Annotated in this window: 24 protein-coding genes; 19 read left to right on the top strand and 5 right to left on the bottom strand. The window is 62.3% G+C overall.

Annotation, left to right across the window (positions count from 1 at the left end):
• Positions 1-83 precede the first annotated feature (83 nt).
• From cobU to ACR1XV_RS13245, 4 genes are read left to right on the top strand one after another with little or no spacing between them, the layout of a single operon-like run.
• Positions 84-605 carry a bifunctional adenosylcobinamide kinase/adenosylcobinamide-phosphate guanylyltransferase gene (cobU, locus tag ACR1XV_RS13260; RefSeq protein WP_480532033.1) on the top strand — a complete coding sequence of 174 codons (522 nt, stop codon included), beginning with the start codon at positions 84-86 and terminating at the stop codon, positions 603-605.
• A complete protein-coding gene (locus tag ACR1XV_RS13255; RefSeq protein WP_480532031.1) occupies positions 602-1180 on the top strand; it encodes a histidine phosphatase family protein in 579 nt (192 codons plus the stop codon). The genes cobU and ACR1XV_RS13255 overlap by 4 nt, the downstream gene beginning before the upstream one ends.
• 58 nt (positions 1181-1238) lie before the next feature.
• Complete coding sequence (locus ACR1XV_RS13250) at positions 1239-2123, top strand: glutathione S-transferase (protein WP_480532029.1); 885 nt, start codon at positions 1239-1241, stop codon at positions 2121-2123.
• A 48-nt stretch (positions 2124-2171) separates the two neighbouring features.
• The gene (locus ACR1XV_RS13245) at positions 2172-3686 is read left to right on the top strand and encodes a YifB family Mg chelatase-like AAA ATPase (RefSeq protein WP_480532027.1); all 1515 of its coding nucleotides are present in this window, start codon (positions 2172-2174) and stop codon (positions 3684-3686) included.
• Here ACR1XV_RS13245 and gshB read toward each other — a convergent pair.
• From gshB to rsmI, 3 genes are all read right to left on the bottom strand, one after another.
• Positions 3683-4615 carry a glutathione synthase gene (gshB, locus tag ACR1XV_RS13240; protein WP_480532025.1) on the bottom strand — a complete coding sequence of 311 codons (933 nt, stop codon included), beginning with the start codon at positions 4613-4615 and terminating at the stop codon, positions 3683-3685. The genes ACR1XV_RS13245 and gshB overlap by 4 nt on opposite strands.
• A gap of 61 nt (positions 4616-4676) precedes the next feature.
• Positions 4677-5045 carry a YraN family protein gene (locus tag ACR1XV_RS13235; protein ID WP_480532023.1) on the bottom strand — a complete coding sequence of 123 codons (369 nt, stop codon included), beginning with the start codon at positions 5043-5045 and terminating at the stop codon, positions 4677-4679.
• A gap of 4 nt (positions 5046-5049) precedes the next feature.
• Positions 5050-5907: a 16S rRNA (cytidine(1402)-2'-O)-methyltransferase gene (rsmI, locus tag ACR1XV_RS13230; RefSeq protein WP_480532021.1), complete on the bottom strand. Its 858-nt coding sequence runs from the start codon at positions 5905-5907 to the stop codon at positions 5050-5052.
• A gap of 87 nt (positions 5908-5994) precedes the next feature.
• Here rsmI and ACR1XV_RS13225 point away from each other — a divergent pair, with 87 nt between their 5' ends.
• From ACR1XV_RS13225 to murJ, 3 genes are read left to right on the top strand one after another with little or no spacing between them, the layout of a single operon-like run.
• Positions 5995-7167 (top strand): penicillin-binding protein activator, encoded by a 1173-nt coding sequence (locus ACR1XV_RS13225; protein ID WP_480532019.1) that lies wholly within the window; start codon positions 5995-5997, stop codon positions 7165-7167.
• Between the two features lie 19 nt (positions 7168-7186).
• Positions 7187-9946, top strand: a complete 2760-nt coding sequence (locus tag ACR1XV_RS13220) for a [protein-PII] uridylyltransferase (protein WP_480532017.1) — start codon at positions 7187-7189, stop codon at positions 9944-9946.
• Positions 9943-11484: a murein biosynthesis integral membrane protein MurJ gene (murJ, locus tag ACR1XV_RS13215; protein WP_480532015.1), complete on the top strand. Its 1542-nt coding sequence runs from the start codon at positions 9943-9945 to the stop codon at positions 11482-11484. The genes ACR1XV_RS13220 and murJ overlap by 4 nt, the downstream gene beginning before the upstream one ends.
• A 4-nt stretch (positions 11485-11488) precedes the next feature.
• On the opposite strand, the gene ACR1XV_RS13210 is transcribed toward murJ, so the two are convergent.
• Entirely contained in the window at positions 11489-12175 is a 687-nt protein-coding gene (locus ACR1XV_RS13210) for a rhomboid family intramembrane serine protease (RefSeq protein ID WP_480532013.1), read from the bottom strand.
• An 86-nt stretch (positions 12176-12261) separates the two neighbouring features.
• Between ACR1XV_RS13210 and trpS the strand changes: the two genes are divergently transcribed.
• The gene (gene trpS, locus ACR1XV_RS13205) at positions 12262-13290 is read left to right on the top strand and encodes a tryptophan--tRNA ligase (protein WP_480532011.1); all 1029 of its coding nucleotides are present in this window, start codon (positions 12262-12264) and stop codon (positions 13288-13290) included.
• Between the two features lie 51 nt (positions 13291-13341).
• On the opposite strand, the gene ACR1XV_RS13200 is transcribed toward trpS, so the two are convergent.
• Positions 13342-14391, bottom strand: a complete 1050-nt coding sequence (locus tag ACR1XV_RS13200; RefSeq protein WP_480532009.1) for a Glu/Leu/Phe/Val family dehydrogenase — start codon at positions 14389-14391, stop codon at positions 13342-13344.
• A gap of 129 nt (positions 14392-14520) precedes the next feature.
• Here ACR1XV_RS13200 and ACR1XV_RS13195 point away from each other — a divergent pair, with 129 nt between their 5' ends.
• The 11 genes from ACR1XV_RS13195 to ACR1XV_RS13145 all read left to right on the top strand — a co-directional run bounded on the left by ACR1XV_RS13195 (position 14521) and on the right by ACR1XV_RS13145 (position 23500).
• Positions 14521-14982 (top strand): Lrp/AsnC family transcriptional regulator, encoded by a 462-nt coding sequence (locus tag ACR1XV_RS13195; protein ID WP_480532007.1) that lies wholly within the window; start codon positions 14521-14523, stop codon positions 14980-14982.
• A 58-nt stretch (positions 14983-15040) separates the two neighbouring features.
• A complete protein-coding gene (locus ACR1XV_RS13190) occupies positions 15041-15898 on the top strand; it encodes a branched-chain amino acid aminotransferase (RefSeq protein WP_480532005.1) in 858 nt (285 codons plus the stop codon).
• Positions 15899-15951: 53 nt separating this feature from the next.
• Positions 15952-16407: a universal stress protein gene (locus ACR1XV_RS13185; protein WP_480532003.1), complete on the top strand. Its 456-nt coding sequence runs from the start codon at positions 15952-15954 to the stop codon at positions 16405-16407.
• Positions 16408-16416: 9 nt separating this feature from the next.
• A complete protein-coding gene (locus tag ACR1XV_RS13180; RefSeq protein WP_480532001.1) occupies positions 16417-17010 on the top strand; it encodes a DsbA family protein in 594 nt (197 codons plus the stop codon).
• Positions 17011-17079: 69 nt separating this feature from the next.
• Positions 17080-17643, top strand: a complete 564-nt coding sequence (locus ACR1XV_RS13175) for a NifU family protein (RefSeq protein ID WP_480531999.1) — start codon at positions 17080-17082, stop codon at positions 17641-17643.
• Positions 17633-18220, top strand: coding sequence for a tRNA (adenosine(37)-N6)-threonylcarbamoyltransferase complex dimerization subunit type 1 TsaB (gene tsaB, locus ACR1XV_RS13170; RefSeq protein WP_480531997.1), 588 nt, complete (start codon positions 17633-17635; stop codon positions 18218-18220). The genes ACR1XV_RS13175 and tsaB overlap by 11 nt, the downstream gene beginning before the upstream one ends.
• On the top strand, positions 18217-18636 hold the full coding sequence (locus ACR1XV_RS13165) for a GNAT family N-acetyltransferase (RefSeq protein ID WP_480531995.1): 420 nt from the start codon (positions 18217-18219) through the stop codon (positions 18634-18636). The genes tsaB and ACR1XV_RS13165 overlap by 4 nt, the downstream gene beginning before the upstream one ends.
• A 148-nt stretch (positions 18637-18784) precedes the next feature.
• Entirely contained in the window at positions 18785-19783 is a 999-nt protein-coding gene (locus ACR1XV_RS13160) for a BMP family lipoprotein (RefSeq protein WP_480531993.1), read from the top strand.
• An 81-nt stretch (positions 19784-19864) separates the two neighbouring features.
• Entirely contained in the window at positions 19865-21394 is a 1530-nt protein-coding gene (locus tag ACR1XV_RS13155; protein ID WP_480531991.1) for an ABC transporter ATP-binding protein, read from the top strand.
• Between the two features lies 1 nt (position 21395).
• Entirely contained in the window at positions 21396-22490 is a 1095-nt protein-coding gene (locus tag ACR1XV_RS13150) for an ABC transporter permease (RefSeq protein WP_480531989.1), read from the top strand.
• Positions 22490-23500 (top strand): ABC transporter permease, encoded by a 1011-nt coding sequence (locus ACR1XV_RS13145; protein ID WP_480531987.1) that lies wholly within the window; start codon positions 22490-22492, stop codon positions 23498-23500. Before ACR1XV_RS13150 ends, ACR1XV_RS13145 begins: the two co-directional genes overlap by 1 nt.
• Positions 23501-23702 lie beyond the last annotated feature (202 nt).

Raw genomic sequence — 23702 nt, 5'->3', positions numbered from 1 at the left:
CAGGCGATTGGCCGGGCTTGTCACGCCGACCTGAGGTCGATACGCAGATCAAAACCGGGTGGATCACCAGAAAGGTAATAAAAGTGCATCCCGATTTAACCTTCGTGTTGGGCGGCGCAGCCTCGGGCAAGTCGCTGTTTGCAGAGCAACTTGCTGTTTCCACAGGGAAAAGCCAGATATATCTGGCCACATCACAAGTGTTTGATGATGAGATGCGCCTGAAAATCAGGCAACATATTGCACAAAGAGGCAGCACTTGGACCACGATCGAGGCGCCTTTCGACCTGTCGCCCGCGCTTGCAAAGCTGACGCCGGATCACGTGTGCCTGATCGATTGTGCGACCATGTGGCTGACCAATCATCTGCTGGCCGAGAATGATCTGCAGCAGGTTCAGGCCGGTTTGCTCGGCGCTTTGCAGACCTGCGCGGCCCAGATCGTGATTGTCTCGAACGAGGTCGGCCAAGGGATCGTGCCCGACAACGCCCTGTCGCGCCGCTTTCGTGAAGCGCAGGGGCGGCTGAACATTGCGCTGGCCGCGCAGGCCGACCGTGTGGTGCAGGTGACTGCCGGGTTGCCCTTGGTGCTGAAAGGCGCGCCGCTTTGACCCGCCTGCATCTGGTGCGGCACGGGCCAACCCATGCCAAAACCATGGTCGGCTGGTCCGACCTGCCTGCCGACCTGAGCGACACCGCTGCGCTTGGCCGCCTGTCCGCGCATCTGCCGGCACAGGCCATCGTGATCTCATCCGATCTGTCCCGCGCCGCCGACACAGCCAGCGCCATTCAAGGCGCGCGCACACGACTGCCCCACCGCGAAGACCTGCGCGAGATCAACTTCGGCAGCTGGGAGCTGCGTGGCTTCAGAGAGATCGAGGCCGAAGACCCCGAGCTGTGCTTTGCCTATTGGGACAATCCGGGCGAGGTCCGTCCCCCCAAAGGCGAAAGCTGGAATGAGGTCCGGGCACGGGTTGATGCCGCCATCGATAATCTGATCGCGGCCCATACCGGCCACGATCTGATCATCGTGGCCCATTTCGGCGTGATCCTGACGCAAGTGCAGCGCGCCCTGAATGTCGACGCGCAAGTGGCGTTTGGTCACCGGATCGACAACCTTTCGGTCACCGAGGTCACCCATCACGGCGATCGCTGGTCCGTAGGTCGGATCAATCACCGACCGTGATGGGGTCGCACACAAATCTCTGATTTACCAAGGCTGCATCATCCGACATCGTTCGCGGATGACCTATGACCTTTTCATCGGCGACCGCCTGTTCTCCAGCTGGTCCATGCGCGGATGGCTCATGCTCGAGAAGTTCGGCCTGCCCTACCGCACCCATATGATCGGCCTCTATTCCGGCACGATGGCGGCGGATATGGAACCGCTGGCCCCTGCCCGCCTTGTCCCCGCGCTGCGGCTGCCAGAGGGAACCGTGGTTGGCGAAAGCCTCGCAATGGCGGAAACACTCGCCGAGCGCCACCCCGAAGCCGGGCTGTGGCCCACAGACCCCGCCGCCCGCGCCACCGCCCGCTGGCTGTGCACCGAAATGGTTGCGGGATTCTCAGCCCTAAGGAGCGAATGCCCGATGCAGCTGCGTCAGTGCTGGCAAGGATTTCAGCCCTCACCCGAAACCCTGTCCGACCTGCAGCGGATCGAGACCCTGTGGGCACATGCCCGGACCCTCTCAGGCGCCGAAACCGGACCGTTGTTCGGGACCTATTCGCTGGCGGATGTGTTCTATACCCCGGTCGCCGCGCGGATCATCGGTTATGGCCTGCCGGTGACCGAGGCCAACCGCGCCTATTGCCTTGAGCTGCTGTCCGACCTGTCGGTCCGGCAATGGCGCGCGATGGGTCTGACCGTTTCGTATGATCCGTTTCCCTATCAGCAGAATGGGCCCGTGCAGGACTGGCCGGTTGGGGGAACCGCTCGGGCCAAGACCGTCGCTTCGGGCCCCTCGGCCAACTCAACCTGCCCTTATTCCGGCAAACCCGTCGCCGACTACCTCGAACTCGACGACCAAATCTGGGGCTTCTGCAACCCGTTCTGCCGCGACAAAACCGTGGCCGACCCGGGGGCATGGCCAAAATTCACCGCCATGGTGGCAGACGTTAACCATTCCTAAACCGCAACCATGGCAGCAACGTCCTGTTAACCACGAAACAGGATTGCCATGGTCGCCCGCGCCCATACCGTAGCCTTTCAAGGCGTAGACGCCCGCCCGGTCGAGGTGCAATGCGCCGTCTCACCGGGCCTTCCGGCGTTCTCGATCGTCGGCCTGCCCGACAAAGCCGTGTCCGAGGCGCGCGACCGGGTGCGCAGCGCGCTCAGTTCGATGGCCATCGCGCTGCCGTCAAAGCGCATCACCATCAACCTGTCCCCTGCCGACCTGCCGAAAGAGGGCAGCCATTTCGACCTGCCCATCGCCGTCGCCCTGCTATCCGCGCTGGACATCATCCCAACCGACGCCGCCGAAGGGGCCGTGGCGTTGGGAGAGCTATCGCTGGACGGATCGCTGGTGCCGGTCGTCGGAGCCTTGCCCGCTGCCATGACCGCCGCCGCGGAAGATCGTGCGCTGCTCTGCCCCGCAGCATCCAGCGCCGAGGCCGCATGGGTCGATGCAACGCAGGTGATCGGCGCGGGCTCGCTGGGGGATGTGGTCAGGCATTTCACCGGCCAATCCGCCCTGCCCGCCGCAACACCGGGCGAAGTCAGCCTGTTAGCCTCTGCGCGCGACCTGCGCGACGTCAAAGGACAGGAACGCGCCAAACGCGCGCTGGAAATCGCCGCCGCTGGCCGTCATCACCTGATCATGATCGGCACACCCGGTTCTGGCAAATCCATGTTGGCGGCCCGGCTCCCCGGCATCCTTCCGCCACTGACACCGGTCGAGGCCTTGGAGACCTCGATGATCCAGTCCCTCTGCGGTTTGCTGGACGAAGGCGGCATCAGCCGCGCCCGCCCCTTCCGCGAACCGCACCACACCGCGTCGATGGCCGCCATCGTCGGTGGCGGCAAAGGCGCGAAGCCCGGAGAGATTTCGCTGGCCCATAACGGCGTTCTGTTCATGGACGAATTCCCCGAATTCCCGCGCACCGTGTTGGAAACCCTGCGCCAGCCCATCGAGACCGGAGAGGTCATGGTCGCCCGCGCCAACGCCCACGTCAAATACCCCTGCCGGTTCATGCTGGTTGCGGCGGCCAATCCGTGCAAATGCGGGTATCTAACCGACCCTGCGCGCGCCTGTTCCCGCGCGCCGGTCTGCGGCGAGGATTATCTCGGTCGTATCTCCGGCCCGCTGATGGATCGGTTCGACCTGCGAATCGAAGTGCCGCCGGTCAGCTTCACCGATCTCGACTTGCCACCCTCGGGCGACAGCTCGGCCACCGTCGCTGCGCGGGTCGAGGCCGCGCGGGCCCTGCAGGCCGACCGGTTCCGCGACATGCCGGACACGCGGCAAAACGCCGATCTTGAAGGAAAGTATCTGGAAGAGTGCGCAGCCCCGGACGCCGAAGGCAAAGACCTGCTTTTGAAGGCCGCAGAACGGTTCGGCCTGTCGGCCCGCGCCTTTCACCGCATCCTGCGGGTCGCCCGAACCATCGCCGATCTGGAAGGCGCGCCAGACATCCGCCGCCCCCATGTCGCAGAGGCGCTGAGCTTTCGCATCAGCGCCAAGGTCGGCGGTTAAAGCTTTGCCTCGATCGCCTGCCAGATTTTTTCGGCGATGTTCTCGCCATTGAACCGCTCCAACTCCTGAATTCCGGTGGGCGAGGTCACGTTGATCTCGGTCAGGTAGTCGCCGATGACGTCGATACCGACGAATATCTGGCCCTTCTCTTTCAGCAATGGCCCGATGGCGGCACAAATCTCCATGTCGCGGTCGGTCAGGCCAATCTTCTCAGGCCGCCCGCCCACATGCATGTTCGAGCGCGTCTCACCCTCGGCTGGAACCCGGTTGATGGCACCCACGGCCTCGCCATCGACCAGAATCACCCGTTTGTCACCGTTGCGGACATCGGGCAGGAATTTCTGGACGATCAGCGGCTCGCGCGAAAACCCGGTGAACAGCTCGTGCAGGGAGGTCAGATTGCGATCATCCGGCCCCAGCCGGAACACGCCGGCGCCGCCGTTGCCATAGAGCGGCTTGAGGATGATATCCCCGTGCTTCTCCTTGAACGCCTTGATGGTCTGCAAATCGCGCGCAATCGTTGTGGGTGGGGTCAGATCAGGAAAGTCCAAAACCAGCAGTTTCTCGGGATAGTTCCTGACCCAGAACGGGTCGTTCACCACCAGCGCCTGACCTTTCAGGCGATCCAGCAGATGGGTCGAGGTGATGTAGTGCATGTCAAACGGCGGATCCTGCCGCAGCCAGACCACATCGAAATCGGCCAGATCAACCTCACGCTCGGGGCCAAGCACCGCTGGGTCGCCCGGCACCCGTTGCACCGTCATATCGTGACCGCGTGCGGTAATCCGCCCCTCTTGATAGGCCAACTGGTCCGGCCCGTAGAAAAACAGCTCATGCCCACGGGCCTGTGCTTCTTCGGCCAGACGGAATGAGCTGTCGGCATTGATATCCACGGCCCCGATCGGGTCCATCTGAAAGGCGATCTTCATGGCGTATCCCTCAGTTCTACGCCCGATACATGGCCCACAGACCTGACGGGTTCAATGGCGATCAGCCGTGACCAAAGGCGTTTTCGATAATTTCAACCGCACCAGAACCATCGACCAGCGCCGCGTCAAAGCGCACATTGGTCAACTGACCGCCCGGTTCATGTTCAAGAAACTGGGCTGCTGACGCATAAATCCGGTCGAGCTGCCGGGGGCTGATCCGCGCTGCTGCGGTCGCGAAGCTTCTGCTTTTCTTGACTTCGACGAAGACGAGGCCCTCTGCATTCCGCACGATCAGGTCAATCTCTCCACCTGCGCCGCGCCAGCGGCGATGGGCAATCGAAAACCCGCGCCGTTCATAGTCGGTGGCAACACGCAGTTCAGCCGCCTGCCCCGCATGATAAGAAACCGAGCCACGAACCGATCGCCGCATGATGTCATCCCTTTCCCAGCTTCAGGGCCTTTTGATAGATCGGCCTGCGCGGCAGGTTGAACATCTCTGACACCAGATCTGCCGCGTCGCGCACCGAATGGCTTTCCAAGGCCCGTTTCAAAGCCTCTTCTACGTCAGACTCGTTAACAGTTTGCGAATGCGCGCGATCCACCAGCAGGACGATTTCGCCCTTCACCGTTGCGCCCTTATATTCTGCCGCCAGATCGCCGAGCGTTCCGCGCCGGACTTCTTCGAATTTCTTTGTCAGTTCACGGCACATCGCCGCTTGCCTCTCAGCGCCCAGAACATGTGCCAAATCCGAAAGGCTTGCGGCCAGCCGCTTGGGGGATTCGTAGAACACCAGCGTTCCGGGAATGTCGCGCAGCGCCTCGATACGCGAACGCCGGGCGCCGGAGGCGTTGGGCAGAAAGCCTGCAAAAAAGAACGCATCCGTGGGCAACCCCGCCAATGTCAGCGCTGCCAGCGCCGCCGAGGGACCCGGGGCGCAGGTGACGGCAAAGCCTGCCTCAGCCGCCTGCCGACCCAGATCATAACCCGGATCGGCGATCAGGGGCATCCCAGCTTCAGAGGCGTAGGCAACCGACTGTCCCGCCTCAAGCGCCTGCAGAAGCTTGCCGCGCGCGCCTGCACCGCTGTGGTCGTGATAGGCAAGGATGCGGCGACCCTCCAGCGGCACGCCGTGGATTTCCATCAACCGGCGCAAACTGCGGGTATCTTCGGCGGCTATCATGTCCGCCGAGGCCAGCACATCCAGTGCCCTGAGCGTAATGTCGCGCGCGGTCCCGATTGGAGTGGCAACAAAATACAGGCCCGAAGCCAATCTGATCTTTTGGAAATTCAAAGCTGGACCCTCAGAGCGTGACGTTTATTATCGCGGATCGTTAGACCAAGGTGCCCTCAGACGCCGGATCAGGGAGTTTTCATTTAGATGTTTACCGTTTGCAAGCCCACCCGCAAACTGGCGAAATCCGCCATTGCTCTGGCCACGGCCGCATTTCTGGCCGCCTGTGAAGTGGGTGGCATCGGCGGAGGCCCCTCGATCGACACCTCTGATCCTGTTCCCGTCGCCCTTCTGGTGCCGCGCGGATCGCCGCAATCGGGGGATGCAGCCCTTGCGCAAAGCCTTGAGAACGCGGCTCGTCTGGCCATGGCGGACCTGCAGAACGTCAAGATCGATCTGAGGGTTTATGATACCGCAGGTAATGCAGGCACCGCATCGACGGTAGCGCAGCAAGCCGTTGCGGATGGGGCCAAGATCATCATCGGGCCGGTCTATGCGCAGGCGGCGAATGCGGCGGGTCTTGCAGTTCTGAACAATAACGTCAACGTGCTGTCCTTCTCGAACAACACCAGCATCGCGGGCGGGAATGTCTTTGTGCTGGGCCCGACCTTCCAGAACACCGCCAACCGGCTGGTGAATTTTGCAGGCCGTCAGGGCAAGAGTGGCACCGTGATCGTGCACAGCAATGACTCGGCGGGGCAATTGGGTCAGGCGGCAATTGCCACGGCGCTCAGCAGTAGCCGTGTCAATGATGCGGGCACGGTGGCCTATGACCGGTCGCAGCAAGGGGTGATCAACTCGGTTCCGACCATCAAGGCCACGGTGGATTCGACCGGAGCGGATTCGATTTTCCTGACCGCGACAACTGCAGGTGCATTGCCGCTCTACAGCCAATTGCTGCCCGAGGCCGGAGTGTCTCCGGCGACGGTGCAATATATCGGCCTGACACGCTGGGACATCCCGGCACAGACGCTGGAACTGCCGGGTGTGCAAGGCGGATGGTTCGCGCTGCCGGACCCGGCCAAGGCGCAGGCTTACCGTCAACGCTATAACAACACCTATGGCGAGGCTCCGCATCCGATCAGCGGGCTGGCTTATGATGGCATCGCAGCGATTGGGGCCTTGGTCAGCCAGGGTAAGTCGAACGCGCTGACAGGCGCGGCGCTGACCCAGAATGCAGGGTTTCAGGGCGTCGGCGGCATCTTCCGCCTGCGTCCCAACGGTACAAACGAACGCGGTCTGGCGGTTGCCACGATCCAGAACAAACAGGTGGTTGTGATTGACCCTGCCCCACAAAGCTTCTCTGGCGCCGGATTCTGAGCCACCGGCGCAGGCAGGCATGCCTGACAGCAAACTGATCTGCCCCGCCGACCGGATTTTTGACAATGCCGAGGTTGATGCCAACCTGTCCGCCGCCGTCGAACGCGGCGCGGATAACGCTGCCCTGCGCGCAGAAACCGTCCGCATCCTGCGCGAGGCCCAGAAGACCGGACGCGCAGCCATTGCCGAGGCCTTTGTGCAGGCCCCGTTCGATGCGCGTCCGCTGACGCGATCCTACACCTATCTGACCGACCAACTGGTCTGCACCGCGATGCGCGTTGCCAGCAAGCATCTGCACCCTCTGGCGACGCCAACGCAGGGGGAAAAGATCGCCGTTCTGGCCGTCGGCGGTTATGGGCGCGGCGAAATGGCCCCGTCCTCGGACGTGGATCTGCTGTTCCTGACGCCCTACAAGATCACCGCCTGGGCCGAGAGCGTGATCGAATCCATGCTGTATATCCTGTGGGACCTGCGGCTGAAGGTCGGTCATTCCTCGCGCACCATCAGGGACTGTCTGCGGCTGGGGGGCGAGGATTTTACCATTCGCACCGCCATGCTGGAACAGCGCTATCTGGCCGGAGATCTCGCACTTGCGCAGGACCTTGAGACACAACTGAAGACCGACCTGTTCAAAGGCACCGAACGCGAGTTTATCGAAGCCAAGCTGAAAGAACGCGACGAACGCCACCTCAAACAAGGCGAGCGGTACATGGTCGAGCCCAATGTGAAAGAGGGCAAGGGCGGCCTGCGCGATCTACAATCGCTCTATTGGATCGCCAAGTATATCTATGGAGTTCAGGATGTGGCCGAGCTGGTGCCGCTGGGCCTGTTCACGCCCGAGGAATTTCAGGGCTTCGTTCAGGCCGAAGAGTTTCTGTGGGCAGTCCGCTCTCATCTGCATCTGGTCACGGGCCGCGCCACCGAACAGCTGACATTTGACCTGCAGGTCGAAGTGGCCGAACGCATGGGCTATGAAGACCGCGCCGGACGACGCGCGGTCGAGGTGTTCATGCAGCGCTATTTCCGCGAGGCGACCCGGGTGGGTGAGCTGACTCGCATCTTCCTGACCAAGCTGGAAGCGTCCCACATGAAAAGCGCGCCGCTGCTGGAGCGCATTTTCCGCCGCCGCCCTCGGGTCAAGGCCGGATACCGGGTGGTACATGGCCGGCTGGACGTGGCCGACCCCGACACCTTCCTGACCGACAAGCTGAACCTGCTGCGGCTGTTTGAGGAAGGCCTGCGCACCGGGATGCTGATCCACCCCGACGCCATGCGTCTGGTCGCGGCGAACCTGAGCCTCATCGATGATGACATGCGCAACAACAAGGAAGCGCGGCGCATCTTCCTGGATCTGATGCTGAAACACGGCAACCCAGAACGCGCCCTGCGACGGATGAATGAACTGGGCGTTCTGTCAGCCTTCCTGCCCGAGTTCGAGCACATCGTGGCGATGATGCAGTTCAATATGTATCACAGCTATACGGTGGACGAGCATACGATCCAATGCATCGTCAACCTCGCCCAGATCGAGCGGGGGGAACTGATCGAGTCGCTGCCGCTGGCCTCGTCCATCCTGAAGGAAGGGGTCAACCGCAAGGTGCTGTATGTGGCGCTGCTGCTGCACGACATCGCGAAGGGACGGCCCGAAGATCACTCGATCCTCGGCGCGCAGATCGCACGCAAGGTGGCCCCGCGTCTGGGGCTGAATAAATCGGATTCCGAAACGGTGGAATGGCTGGTGCGCTATCACCTGCTGATGTCGGATATGGCGCAGAAACGCGATATCTCCGACCCGCGCACCATCCGGGATTTCGCCAAGGCGGTCGAGACGGTCAAACGGCTGGACCTGCTGACCGTTGTGACGGTCTGCGATATTCGCGGCGTCGGGCCGAACACGTGGAACAACTGGAAAGCCACGCTGCTGCGCGCGCTACATGCCGAAACCAAGCGCGCGCTTGAGACCGGGATGGAAGACCTCAACCGCGCCAACCGCGGGGCGGGCGCGAAAAAGCTGCTGCGGGCTGAGTTGGCAGGCTGGTCCAAGGGGGACCTAAAAACCGAGACCGGGCGGCATTACGATCCCTATTGGCAGGGCCTCAACCTGTCGACCCATGTCGAGTTCGCCGAGATGTTGAAGGCACTGGAGGACAGTGGCGATCCCGGTGAGATGGAAATCCGCCTGCATCCCGACGAAGACCGCGACGCGACGCGCGCCTGTTTCGCCATGGGTGACCACCCGGGTATCTTTGCCCGCATCGCAGGGGCTCTGGCGCTGGTCGGTGCCAATGTGGTCGACGCGCGCAGCTATACCACCAAGGATGGTTACGTAACGGATGCCTTCTGGATTCAGGACGCCGAAGGCCACCCGTTCGAGGCCTCGCGTCTGCCGCGACTAACACAGATGATCCACAAGACGATGAAGGGCGAAGTTGTGGCACGCGACGCCCTCAAATCGCGCGACAAGATCAAGAAACGCGAACGCGCCTTTAACGTCCCGACCCATATCACCTTCGACAATGACGGGTCCGAGATTTACACGATCATCGAGGTCGACACCCGCGACCGTCCCGGCTTGCTCTATGACCTCGCCCGCACGCTGGCTGCAGCCAATGTGTATATCGCCAACGCCGTCATCGCGACCTATGGCGAGCAGGTGGTCGATACCTTCTACGTCAAGGATATGTTCGGCCTGAAATACCACTCGGACAGCAAGCAGCGGGGGCTTGAGGCCAAGTTGCGCACCGCGATCACCGAGGGCGCCGAGCGCGCCGCCTCATGAAGCAGATCCGCCTGTTCTCGGGGTTTTTCACGGTCGGATTCTGGACCCTTGCCAGCCGCATCCTTGGCTTTCTGCGGGAAATCTTGCTGACCGCCCATATCGGGCCTGGCCCGGTGATGGACGCCTTTGTAGCCGCCTTCCGCATGCCCAATATGTTCCGTCGTTTCTTTGCCGAGGGTGCCTTCAACGCAGCCTTCGTGCCGATGTTTTCCAAGCGGCTGGAGGGCGACGAGAACGCCCAAGGCTTCGCACAAGACGCCTTCAACCTGCTGGCCGTGGCGGTATTGGCCCTTGTCGGTCTGGCCATGGTCTTCATGCCCGCGCTGGTCTGGATCACCGCCGAGGGGTTCTATGGCGATGAACGCTTCGATCTGGCCGTGGACTATGGCTATGTCGTCTTTCCCTACATCCTGTTCATGTCGCTGGCGGCACTGTTTTCCGGCGTGTTGAACGCCACGGGCCGCTTCGCCGCCGCCGCCGCCGCGCCGGTTCTGCTGAACATCTTCGCCTGCTCCGCCCTGATCTTCGGGGCGCTTTCAGGTGGTGAGGTGATCCGCTGGCTGATCGCCGTCATCCCTGCCGCGGGCATCGCGCAGTTGGCCCTTGTCTGGATCGCAACCGAGCGCGCAGGTATCCGCATCCGCCCCGGCCTGCCGAAGCTCAGCCCTGAAATGCGGCGCATGGTGCGCATCGCGGTGCCTGCGGCGCTCGCCATGGGGGTGACGCAGGTCAATCTGGTGGTCGGGCAGTTGGTGGCCTCGAAAACCGAGAAAGCCGTGAGCTGGCTGTTTGCTGCAGATCGCCTGTATCAACTGCCGCTGGGCGTGGTCGGCATTGCGGTCGGCATCGTCCTGCTGCCCGATCTGTCCCGCCGCCTGCGGGCTGACGACAAAGACGGCGCGCGTAACGCGTTTTCCCGGGCCGGAGAATTCACGCTGCTGCTGACCATCCCCTCGACCGTCGCCTTCGTGATCATCCCCGTCCAACTGGTCTCGGTCCTGTTCCAGCGCGGCCAGTTCACCGCCGAGGATACCGCAGCCACCGCGCTGGCGGTCGCCATCTACGGCATCGGCCTGCCAGCCTTCATGCTGCAAAAGCTGCTGCAACCGCTGTTCTTTGCCCGCGAAGACACGAAATCTCCGTTCCGCTATGCCGTTGTTGCGATGGTTGTGAATGCCGCTCTCGCCTTTGGCCTTTATCCTCTGGTCGGTTGGATCGCGCCCGCCATCGCTGCCTCGACTGCCGGTTGGGCCATGGTTCTGCTGCTGGCCATCGGCGCGCGACGGTTCGGGGACGAGGCCCGTTTTGATGAACGCTTCAAACACCGGGCTTGGCGGATCGTTGCGGCCTCAGCCGGGATGGGCGTCGTCCTGTTTGCCGCGATCCAGCTGTTCGGCTGGGCGTTTGACCTGTCTGGCCTGCGCTACCTCGCCCTGCTTCTGCTGATCGCAGCGGCGGGTGCGGCCTACTTTGCCCTCGGCCACGTGTTCGGGGCCTTCAAACTGTCGGAATTCCGCTCAGCGTTGCGGCGCGGGTGATCCCTCAGTCGCGGCGTATCCGGCCCACAAGCCGCGCCCATCCGCCCGGAGCCAGAAAGAACGACAGACCAAACCCGGTGGCAAACCCACCCAAGTCGGCAACCCAGTCCAAAGTGCCCCCGAAGATCAGACCAAACACCAGCTGAATCCCCATCAGCATCGCAATCAGGCTAAAGGCACGAGACTGGTTCTCACCAACCAGCGACAGCTTGCGCCAGAGCAGCCATGTAAACGCCCCGATCAGCCCGTAAACGGGCGGGAACCCTCCGACCAGCGGATAGGCCGGGTCCAGCAGCATGGCATAGGCCAGCGCGCCGCCCACGCCGGACAACACAAAGATGATCAGCATGGCGACGCTGCCGAACACCTCGGCCACCATCTTGCCCATCGCCAGCACGAAGACGCAGACAAAGATCGCCTGCGTGAAATTGGCCGAAACAAAGGGATAGGTGACAAAGCGGATCACATGCTCGAACGGCCAGCGCCCGTTTTCCACCATCCAGTCGAAGATGTCGGGCGAAAACGTGTATTGCTGCAGCGCGTCCAGCCGCCAACCCACCGCCGATGGCCCGCCAACGATGCCGCGCGCGCCCAGTTGCAGGACCACCTCGATCCCGATGATGAACAGCGTCAGCGCCACCACGACCGGCGGCAGAGGGTTCACGGGCGGGGTATAATGCTCACTGCTCATTGGGCTTTACCTTTGCGGCTGTTGACGTCCCTTGGCCTCATGGGTAAGCGACGGGGACTAATTTTTCCAGACGGGAGTTCCCTTCGATGACCGAGACCCAATTCACGCCGCGCGTGTTTTCCGGCATCCAGCCTTCGGGAAACCTGCACCTTGGTAACTATCTGGGTGCGCTCAAGCGTTTTGTGGACATGCAGGGTGCGGATTTTCAGACCATCTATTGCATGGTCGACCTGCACGCAATCACCGTCTGGCAAGACCCCGCCCGCCTGCGCGAAAAGACGCGCGAGGTCTGCGCAGGCTTTATCGCCGCCGGTCTGGACCCCAAAAAGTCGATCCTGTTCAACCAGAGCCAGGTGCCCGAACACACGCAACTGGCGTGGATTTTCAACTGCATCGCCCGCATGGGCTGGATGCAGCGGATGACGCAGTTCAAGGACAAGGCGGGCAAGAATGCGCAGAACGCCTCGCTGGGCCTGTTTGCCTATCCGGCGCTGATGGCGGCCGATATTCTGGTCTATCACGCGACCCATGTGCCGGTGGGTGAGGATCAGAAACAGCATCTGGAACTGACCCGCGACATCGCGATCAAGTTCAACCACGATTATGGCGTCGAGTTCTTCCCGGTGACCGAACCCGTCATCGGCGGCCCCGCGCCGCGGGTGATGAACCTGCGGGACGGGTCGCGCAAGATGTCGTCTTCGGACCCGTCGGATATGACGCGGATCAACATGACAGATGATGCCGACACCATCGCCAAGAAAATCCGCAAGGCGAAGACCGACCCGGATGCTTTGCCCTCGGAAATCGACGGTCTGTCCGAACGCCCCGAGGCGCGCAATCTGGTGAGCATCTATGCCGCGCTCAGCGATCAGACAGCGGAACAGGTTCTGGCCGAGGTCGGTGGCAAGCAATTTGGTGAGTTCAAGCCGATGCTGGCGGAACTAGCGGTTTCGAAACTGGCCCCGATCTCGTCCGAGATGGCGCGTCTGATGGGTGAGGAGGCCGAGATCGACCAAATCCTCGCCCGCGGCGCGGAACGTGCCCGTGCGATTGCGGCTCCGATCCTGCAGCAGACTTATGAGATTGTCGGGATGGTGGGCGCAGGCAAGTCCTGACCCTTTGGTAAACGGAACGCCGCCCTGATCAGGGCGGCGTTTTCTTTTGGCTCAGGCCGCTTGTGCACGCAGGGTTTCGTGCACGATGGCTTCGGCAATGTCATGCGGGCTGATCGCCTCGGCCCTGGCGCGGGTCAGGATGCGATCCATGGTCTGCTCCAGCGCCAGCAGCCGGTGGTTCACCCAATCCTCACGATCGGCCACGCGCAGAATCTCGGTGGCGACATTGATGATCCCACCGCCATTGGCCACGAAATCCGGCGCATAGAGGATACCCCGGTCGTGCAGCAACAGCGCATCGCTGTCCTTGGCCAGCTGGTTGTTCGCACCGCCGGCCACAGCACCGACCTTCAGCAGCGGGATGCTGGTTTCGTTCAGAATACCACCGATGGCGCAGGGGGCGAAGATGTCGGCCTCGACACCATAGATCGCATCCGGTGCGACGGCCTGCGCACCGAACCGTTCGGCCACGCGCGCGGTTTGCTCGGCGTTGATATCGGTGACGATCAGGCGCGCGCCCGCGTCATGCAGGAACTGGCACAGATGCTCGCCCACATGGCCCAAGCCCTGAACCGAAACGGTCAGCCCGTCCAGATCAGCCAGCCCGAACCGGTGCTGCGCGGTAATACGGATCGCGTTGAAAATCCCGCGCGCCGTGATCGGAGAGGGATCGCCGCTGGCAAAGGCACCATCCGCCAGCCCGGCGACAAAATCGGCCTCGGACCCGATATGCGCCATGTCGGCCGGGGTCATGCCCATATCCTCGGCGGTCCAGTAAAGCCCGTCGAGGCTCTGTACCACGCGCCCGAAGGCTTTCAGCAGCTCCGGCGTCTTGTCGGCGCTCGGATCACCAATGATCACCGCCTTGCCTCCACCCAACGGCAGGTCAGCGGCAGCGTTCTTGAACGTCATGCCTCGCGCCAACCGCAGCGCATCCTGCAGCGCCTCGGCGGGATGGCCATAGGGCCGCATCCGCACACCGCCCGCAGCCGGGCCGCGTTGGGTCGAGTGGATGGCGACATAGCCCAAAAGGCCAAGTTTGCTGTCTTTGAATTCAACCACGCGCTCGTGCTCGGGCGCGTCCACGATGGTAATGTCCATACGTCTCCTCCGGAATATCCCGGAGAGTTTGCCACCTTTGGCTGAGGGGTTCTCGCCATTATCTGGCTGGCGGTCACTCTGAATTGGTGATATTCCCTACAAATCAGCCACAAAGTAGACTATTCCCCCATGGACGCTATCGACACCAAAATCATCCGCGCCCTGCAGAAGGATGGCCGCATGACGGTCATCGACCTGGCCGAGCATGTGGGCCTGTCCCCGACCCCCTGCGCGCGGCGACTTGAACGGTTGCAGCGCGATGGCATCATCACCGGCTATGCCGCGCAGGTCGATCCCGAACAGCTGGGCTTTGGCGTCACCATCTTTGTCTCGGTCGAGCTGGAAAAACAGGACCGCAACGCCATTGATGCCTTCGAAAAGGCGATCCGGCGCTGTGACGAGGTGATGGAATGCTATCTCATGACCGGGTCGCGGGACATTCTGCTACGGGTGGTGGCACAGGACCTCACGGCCTTCGACGCTTTTCTGGAACATCGGCTGATGCAGATACCGGGGATTCGCAACCTCAGATCGAACTTCGCCCTGCGCACGATGGTCAAACGCGGCACCCTGCCCCTGCATCACGGATAATCTGCTGGACCTCGCCCCGGCCCCAACCTAGGTTTCCACCGAACTGAGGGAGGGCACGATGGCAGTCGGCACACAGATCCGCACCTATTTCGATGGTCAATGGCATGACGGAGACGCTCCGATCATGCGCGCCGCAGATCACGGCGCATGGCTGGGATCGTCGGTTTTCGACGGCGCCCGGTTCTTCGACGGGCTGACGCCCGATCTGGATGCCCATTGCGACCGGGTGAACCGCTCTGCCGAGGCGCTGATGCTGACGCCCAGCATGACGACCGAACACATGGTCGAGCTGGTGCACGAAGGGCTGGAAGCCTATGCACCCGGTACAGCCGTATACATCCGCCCGATGTATTGGGGCATCGACGGGGATCCCACTGCCATTATCCCACAGCAAGACAGCACCGGTTTCGCGATCTGCCTCGAAGTAATCCCGATGGCGTCTGAGACGGCCTCGGCCACGCTGACAACCACGCGATTCCGTCGACCGGTGCTGGAATCGGCGGTCGTCAATGCCAAGGCCGGATGCCTTTATCCCAACAACGCCAGGATGCTGGCCGAGGCGCGGTCGAAAGGGTTCTCGAACGCTCTGGTCGCCGATGCGATGGGTCATGTGGCCGAAACTGCGACCGCCAATATCTTCATGGTGCGCGATGGCGAGGTTTTCACTCCCATTCCCAACGGCACCTTCCTTGCGGGAATCACCCGTGCCCGCCACATCAAAAACCTGCGCGCCGACGGCGTGACCGTGCATGAAACCGTCCTGAGTTTTGATGACTTCCACAACGCGGATGAGGTCTTCATGTCCGGCAACATGAGCAAGGTCACCCCGGTCACCGCGCTGGACGACACGCAGTATCAGGTCGGCCCCATCGCCCGCCGTGCGCGCGAGATGTATTGGGACTGGGCCGCCAGCTAGTTGCCAGTGCCCCCGCGCTGAGGCATGATCGCGGAAACAAACCGGGGACAGATATGCGCAAATTCCTTGTGGTTCTGGATGACAGCCGCGAATGCCTGAACGCGATGCGCTTTGCGGCCATGCGTGCCGCCCATACGGGCGGAGGGGTCACGATCCTGTCGGTCATCCCTCCGGACGAGTTCAACCACTGGATCGGCGTCGCCGAAGTGATGCGCGAAGAGGCGCGTGAACGTATCCACGCCCATTTCGAAGTGTTCGCCAAATGGATGCGGGACAAGCAGAAGGTCGAGCCCGAGCTGGCAATCCGCGAAGGCGACCCGGTGGCCGAGATCATCGCCCATGTCCAGTCCGACCCGGAAATCGGCGTTCTGGTGCTTGGCGCGGGCACCGATAAGAAAGGGCCGGGACCGCTGGTGACTCAGCTGACGCGCAACTCGGGCAGCCTGCCGATCCCGGTCACCATCGTGCCCGGCGATCTGAGCAAGGAAAAGCTGGAAGCCATTACCTGAGGCCGACCCATGGGCGCGAAACTGCAATTCTGGTTCGATTTCGCCTCGACCTATTCCTATCTCAGCGCGATGCGGATCGAGGCGTTGGCCGCCAAGCAGCGCGTCGAGGTCGAGTGGCAGCCCTTTCTGCTGGGTCCGATTTTTGCGGCACAGGGCTGGGATAATTCTCCGTTCAACATCTACCCCGCAAAGGGGCGCTATATGTGGCGGGATATGGAGCGCCTTTGCGCCGCGCGCGGCCTGCCCCTGCACCGACCCGATAGCTTTCCGCAAAACAGCCTGAAAGCGGCGCGTCTGGCGTTGACCATGGATGCGCCCGACCAGCGCCCGGCCTTTTCCAAGGCCATTTATGCGGCGCAATTCGGCGCGGGCCAGAATATCTCGGACCCGCAGGTTCTGACGGCATGCCTTGCGACCGCCGGCGCAGAACCTACCCTGATCGACCGGATGGGCGAGCCGCAGATCAAGGCGGCCCTGTTCGAACAGGTCAACCGCGCCCAGGCGCTGGACATCTTCGGCGCGCCCAGCTTTGTCGCCGGGGACGAGTTGTTCTGGGGCGATGATCGTCTGGATGCCGCGATTTCTCACGCCGCATCAATTTAGAACGGTTCCAAATCTTGACTTCGCCGCCGCGGGCGCGCATATCAGAGGCACCTCAAACGGAGCCGCGTCATGTTCATCCAAACCGAATCCACACCCAACCCGGCCACGCTGAAATTCCTGCCCGGCCAGACGGTTCTGGAAGCGGGCACCGCTGATTTCCCAAGCGCCGAAACGGCCGAGAAATCGCCGCTGGCCCAGCGGATTTTCGGGGTGAACGGTGTCACCGGGGTATTCTTCGGCAATGATTTCGTCACCGTCACGAAATCGGATGACGTTCAGTGGGATCACATCAAACCCGCCATCCTCGGCGCGGTGATGGAGCATTACCAGTCCGGCCAGCCGGTCATGGCGGCCGATGCGCAGACCGCCTCGGGCCATGCCGAACATACCGGCGAGGACGCCGAAATCGTCAACCAGATCAAAGACCTGCTGGACAGCCGGGTCCGCCCCGCGGTGGCTCAGGACGGTGGCGACATCACCTTCCATGGCTTTGATCGTGGCGTGGTCTATCTGCACATGCAGGGTGCCTGCGCGGGCTGCCCGTCCTCGACGCTCACGCTGAAAATGGGCATCGAAAACCTGCTGCGCCACTATATCCCCGAAGTGACCGAGGTACGCCCCGTTGCGGTCTGACCCGACGATTCTGGCATTTGACACATCGGCCGCGCATTGCGCGGCCGCTTTGCTATGCGGCGATAAGATCGTCGAATCCGTGGCCGAACCGATGACCCGCGGGCAGGCCGAGCGCCTCATGCCCCTGCTCGATGAGGTTCTGACCCGGAACGGACAACACTGGCAAGACCTTGACGCAATCGGTGTGGGCATCGGCCCGGGCAATTTCACCGGCATCCGAATCTCGGTCTCCGCCGCGCGCGGGCTGGCGTTGGGGCTCGGGGTTCCGGCGGTTGGTGTCTCGGGGTTCGACGCGTTGACCGAGCTGGCAGAGCCCGGCCAGATCCCCGCAATCCCCGCACCGCGCGATCAGGTCTACGTGCAGCCAGACGACACCCCACGCCTGATCACACGGGCCGAGGCTGAATTGCTCGGCCCCCTGTTCCTGAACGATGATCCTGCCAGACAGGCAGGCGCGATTGCCTGGCTGACCGCGCACCGCTACGCAACGACACAGACCCCACCTGCCCCGCTTTACGTTCGGCCTGCGGATGCCGCGCCTTCGCGCGATGTGCCGCCGGTTCTCCTGGACGAATGACGCCCGAGGACCTGGCCCATACCCATGCGGCCGCCTTCACCCAGTCGCGCCCGTGGAGCGCTGCGGAATTCTCGGACCTTCTGGCCGGGCCATTCACCCATCTGGTCGGCGACCCCCGATGTTTTGCGCTGTTTCAAGTGATCGCGGATGAGGCCGAACTGCTGACCATTGCGACTCACCCCACCTGTCAACGACAGGGGCTGGCCCGGCAGATCATGACCGACTGGCACGAAATGGCACGAACCCTTGGTGCGGCGCGCGGCTTTCTTGAAGTCGCCGCCGATAACGACCCAGCCCTCGCGCTGTATCGTGCAAGCGGATATGCGCCCTGCGCAACGCGCCGCGCCTATTACCGGCGCGAAAACGGCCCCAACATGGATGCTATCGTCATGGAATGCCACCTGAACGGGAAATAGCCCGCTTTTTTGACCGTACGATCAATATTCAGTTGACCGAAGCTGTTGCAAACAGACTTAATTCCCGCCATCACAACAGGTATGCTCGCTCTGAGTGGGTGATGGGGCGTTTCCGCCCCGGACCGATAATAGCCAACGGGAGTATCAGATGACCCTTATGAAATCCTTGATGGGCGCCGCAGCAGCGGTCGCACTGACAGCTGGCGCGGCCTTGGCCGAACCGGCCCTGATCTTCGATCTGGGCGGCAAGTTCGACAAGTCGTTCAACGAAGCCGCGCATAACGGCGCGTCGCGCTGGGCCGAAGAAACTGGCGGCAGCTACCGCGAGATCGAAATGCAGTCCGAAGCCCAGCGCGAGCAGGCCCTGCGCCGCTTTGCCGAGGCAGGATCGAACCCGATCATCACCATGGGCTTTGGCATGGCCGACCCGCTCAGCGCCGTTGCGCCCGACTATCCTGACACCACTTTTGTTGTGGTCGACGTGACATGGCTGGACGCTCCGAACGTGCGTCAGGTGGGCTTCGCCGAACATGAGGGCTCGTACCTGGTCGGTATGATGGCCGCGATGGCTTCGGAATCCGGCACCGTCGGCTTTATCGGCGGCATGGACGTTCCGCTGATCCGTCACTTTGGCTGCGGCTATGCACAGGGAGCCAAGGCGGTGAACCCCGACATTAACGTGGTGGCCAACATGACCGGCACCACCCCCGCCGCCTGGAACGACCCGGTGAAGGGTTCGGAACTGACCAAGGCGCAGATCAGCCAGGGTGCTGACGTTGTTTATGCTGCGGCGGGCGGCACCGGCGTTGGCGTGCTGCAAACTGCGGCTGACGAAGGCATCCTGTCGATCGGTGTGGACAGCAACCAAAACCACCTGCATCCCGGCAAGGTTCTGACCTCGATGCTGAAACGTGTGGACGTCGCCGTTTACGAAGCGATGAAGGCCGGCGAGAACGTTGAAACCGGCGTGTTCGTCATGGGTCTGGCCGAGGATGGCGTGGGCTTTGCGATGGATGACAACAATGCCTCGCTGGTGTCGGACGACATGAAAGCCGCAGTCGACAAGGCCCGTCAGGACATCATCGACGGCAACGTCTCGGTTGTCAGCTACTATGAGAACGACAGCTGCCCGGCGCTGCAGTTCTGATGTCACGCGGGGCGGGGGCTGACCCTCCGCCTCGCCTCCACTCTGCCGCGTGCGGCCCTTTCGGCAACTCAAGGACAAGACATGACCGTCCCCGCCATTGAGCTCAAAGGGATTTCCAAAGCCTTTGGGCCGGTTCAGGCCAACAAAGACATCTCCATCAGCGTCGCCCCCGGAACGATCCACGGGATCATCGGTGAAAACGGTGCGGGCAAATCCACACTGATGAGCATCCTCTACGGTTTCTACAAGGCCGACAAAGGTGAGATCTGGATCAACGGATCAAAGACCGACATCCCGGACAGTCAGGCGGCCATCGCCTCGGGCATCGGGATGGTATTTCAGCATTTCAAACTGGTCGAAAACTTCACCGTTCTGGAAAACATCGTTCTGGGTGCCGAAGATGGCGGGCTGCTGGCCCCCTCGCTGGCCAAGGCGCGCAAGGAACTGAAAGCGCTGGAAGAAGAATACGAGCTGTTCGTCGACCCCGACAAGCGCATCGACGAGATTGGCGTGGGCATGCAGCAGCGGGTCGAAATCCTGAAGGCGCTGTACCGCAAGGCCGAGATTCTGATCCTTGACGAGCCCACCGGGGTTCTTACCCCTGCCGAGGCGGATCAGCTGTTCCGCATCCTCGACCGTCTGCGGTCCGAGGGCAAGACCATCATCGTGATCACCCACAAGCTGCGCGAGATCATGGAAAACACCGATACGGTCTCGGTGATGCGACGCGGTGAGATGACCGCGACCGTGAAAACCGCCGACACCAACCCGCAGGAACTGGCCGAGCTGATGGTGGGTCGCAAGGTGCTGCTGCAGGTCGACAAGGTGCCCGCGCAGCCCGGCAAACCGGTGCTGGAGATCGAAAACCTCAGCGTCACCGATTCAGCCGGAGTCGAGCGCGTCAAAGGTATCAACCTGACCGTCCGCGCGGGCGAGATTGTGGGCATTGCCGGGGTCGCCGGGAACGGGCAGTCCGAACTGCTTGAGGTTCTGGGCGGGATGCGCCCGGGGCATGGGACGATCCGGCTGAACGGTGCGCCGCTGGCCCTGCATGGCGCAGGATCTGACGGTCAGGCGCGGCGGGCGCAGGGCATTGCGCATGTGCCCGAGGACCGCCAGCGCGAAGGTCTGATCATGGATTTTCACGCGTGGGAGAATGTGGCCTTCGGCTATCACCGCGACCCGGCCTATCAGCGCGGCATCTTCATGGATAACGCCGCCCTGCGTGCCGACACTGAGGCCAAGATCGAAAAGTTCGACGTGCGCCCCCCGAATGGCTGGCTGACCGCCAAAAGCTTTTCCGGCGGCAACCAGCAAAAGATCGTTGTGGCGCGTGAGATCGAGCGCAATCCCGATCTGCTATTGGTGGGTCAACCCACGCGCGGCGTAGATATCGGAGCCATCGAGTTCATTCATAAACAAATCGTCGCCCTGCGCGATCAGGGCAAGGCGATCCTGCTGGTTTCGGTCGAGCTGGAGGAGATCTTCTCGCTGTCCGACCGGATCGCGGTGATGTTCGACGGACATATCATGGGCGAACGTCTGCCCGCCGAGACGGATGAAAAGGAACTGGGCCTGCTGATGGCCGGTGTTGCGGGAGAGGCCGCGTAAGATGGAAAAAATGCCCAAATGGGCCGATGTGGTGCTGATCCCGCTGATCAGCCTGCTGTTGGCCACAATCCTTTCGGCAATCGTCATCCTCGCCATCGGAGAAGACCCGATCGAGGCCGTCAATCTGATGGTCACGGGCGCGTTGGGCTCGACCTATGGTTGGGGCTATACCCTGTATTACGCCACCAACTTCATCTTTACCGGTCTGGCCGTGGCGGTCGCCTTCCACGCGCGCCTGTTCAACATCGGCGGCGAAGGCCAGGCCATGCTGGGCGGCTTGGGCGTTGCCATCGTCTGCCTGTCGGTGCCATGGCCGCACTGGACCATCGCCCTGCTGGCTGCTTGTGCCGCCTCGATGATCTTTGGGGCGGCATGGGCCGCGATCCCGGCCTATCTGCAGGCCAAGCGCGGCAGCCATATCGTGATCACCACGATCATGTTCAACTTCATCGCCGCCGCCTTCCTCAACTACATGCTGGTCAACGTCATGCGCCCGCAAGGCTCGCAAGACCCGGCCACCGCGCGCTTTCCCGAAGCCGTGCATCTATCCACCTTCCAGTCGATGTTTTCAACCGCTGAAAACGTGATGTTCCGCGGCGCGCCTGCGAATATCTCATTCTTCGTGGCGATCCTTGCCTGTTTCGTGGTCTGGGTGCTGATCTGGCGCACCCGACTGGGCTATGAAATCCGCGCCTATGGGCACTCGGAAACCGGCGCGGTCTATGCCGGTATTTCTCCGGTCCGGATCACCATCATCGCCATGCTGATCTCGGGCGCGCTGGCCGGTCTGATGGCCATCAACAACGTGATGGGTGAGGCGGAACGGCTGGTCCTGAACTCGACCGAGGGGGCGGGGTTCATCGGCATCGCGGTCGCGCTGATGGGGCGGTCACATCCGTTCGGTGTGTTCCTCGCCGCGATCCTGTTCGGGTTCCTGTACCAAGGGGGTGCGGAACTGGCGCTCTGGACCTCAATCCCGCGCGAGTTGATCGTCGTCATTCAGGCACTGGTGATCCTGTTTACCGGAGCACTGGATAACATGGTGCGGATGCCTCTTGAAAAGCTGTTCCTCGCTCTGCGGAAGGGGTCGGCCTGATGGATATCTTCCTGACTCTCATCCAGGTTCTGGATTCGACCATTCGTCTGGCGACACCGCTGTTACTGGCCTGTCTGGCCGGGCTGTATTCAGAACGTGCGGGCATCTTCGATATCGGGCTTGAGGGCAAGATGCTGATGTCGGCCTTCTTCTCGGCGGCTGTGGCAGCTGTTACCGGCTCGGTCTGGCTGGGCCTGTTGGCGGGCATCGCCGCCTCGCTGGTCCTGTCAGCACTGCACGGGTTCGCCTCGATCACGTTTCGGGGCAATCAGCTGATTTCAGGCGTGGCGATCAACTTCCTCGCCTCAGGGATGACCGTGTTGGTCGCCCAAAGCTGGTTCCAGCAAGGCGGGCGCACGCCGTCATTGTTCGGAGGCGGGCGGTTCGAATCCGCCGAATTCCCCTATGCCATCGGTCCCGAGGACGCAGAACTGACCGGGAAGCCGGTGTCCGAACTGATGTCTGAGGCCAACGTCCCGCACTTGGTCTATTCCGAGCTTCTGTCGGGCCATTCCATTCTGGTCTATGTGGCCTTCCTGATGGTGCCGTTGACATGGTGGGTTCTGTTCCGCACCCGCTTCGGTCTGCGCTTGCGCGCGGTGGGTGAGAACCCGGCCGCCGTCGATACTGCCGGTGTCTCGGTCGTCGGTCTGCGTTACGCGGCTGTGGCGATCTGCGGTATTCTGTGCGGCATCGCCGGGGCCTATCTGGCCACGGCCCTCCAAGCCGGGTTCGTGAAAGAGATGACAGCCGGGCGCGGGTTTATCGCACTGGCCGCGCTGATCTTTGCGAAATGGCGGCCCTGGCACGCCATGTGGGCCTGCCTGCTGTTCGGTCTGCTGCAAGCCGTTGCCCTGCGTTTCCAGAACATCGATCTGGGCGGCGTCGTGATCCCGGTGCAGGTGATGGACGCCCTGCCCTATATCCTGACCGTGGTGATTCTGGCCGGGTTCGTGGGCAAGGCCGTTCCACCGCGCGCCGGGGGTGAACCTTACGTGAAAGAGCGCTGATAAGGCCAGTTCAGGACTGCCCTGCAGTCCTGTTTGCTGCAAAGCGGCATACAGAGTTGATTTTGTATGCTGCAACCGCTCTAAGGGGGTATGGACATGCCCCGCCACAGCTTCGCAGCCCCGGCATCCAAGGCCCAAGCTGTTGCGTGTGCTGCGTCTGTTGAGTTTTACGTTATCACCGGTTCTGCCGCGTTGCGCGGCG

This window comes from Ruegeria sp. AD2(2025), from assembly GCF_056542385.1.
This window is presented reverse-complemented; position numbering and strand designations above follow the sequence as displayed.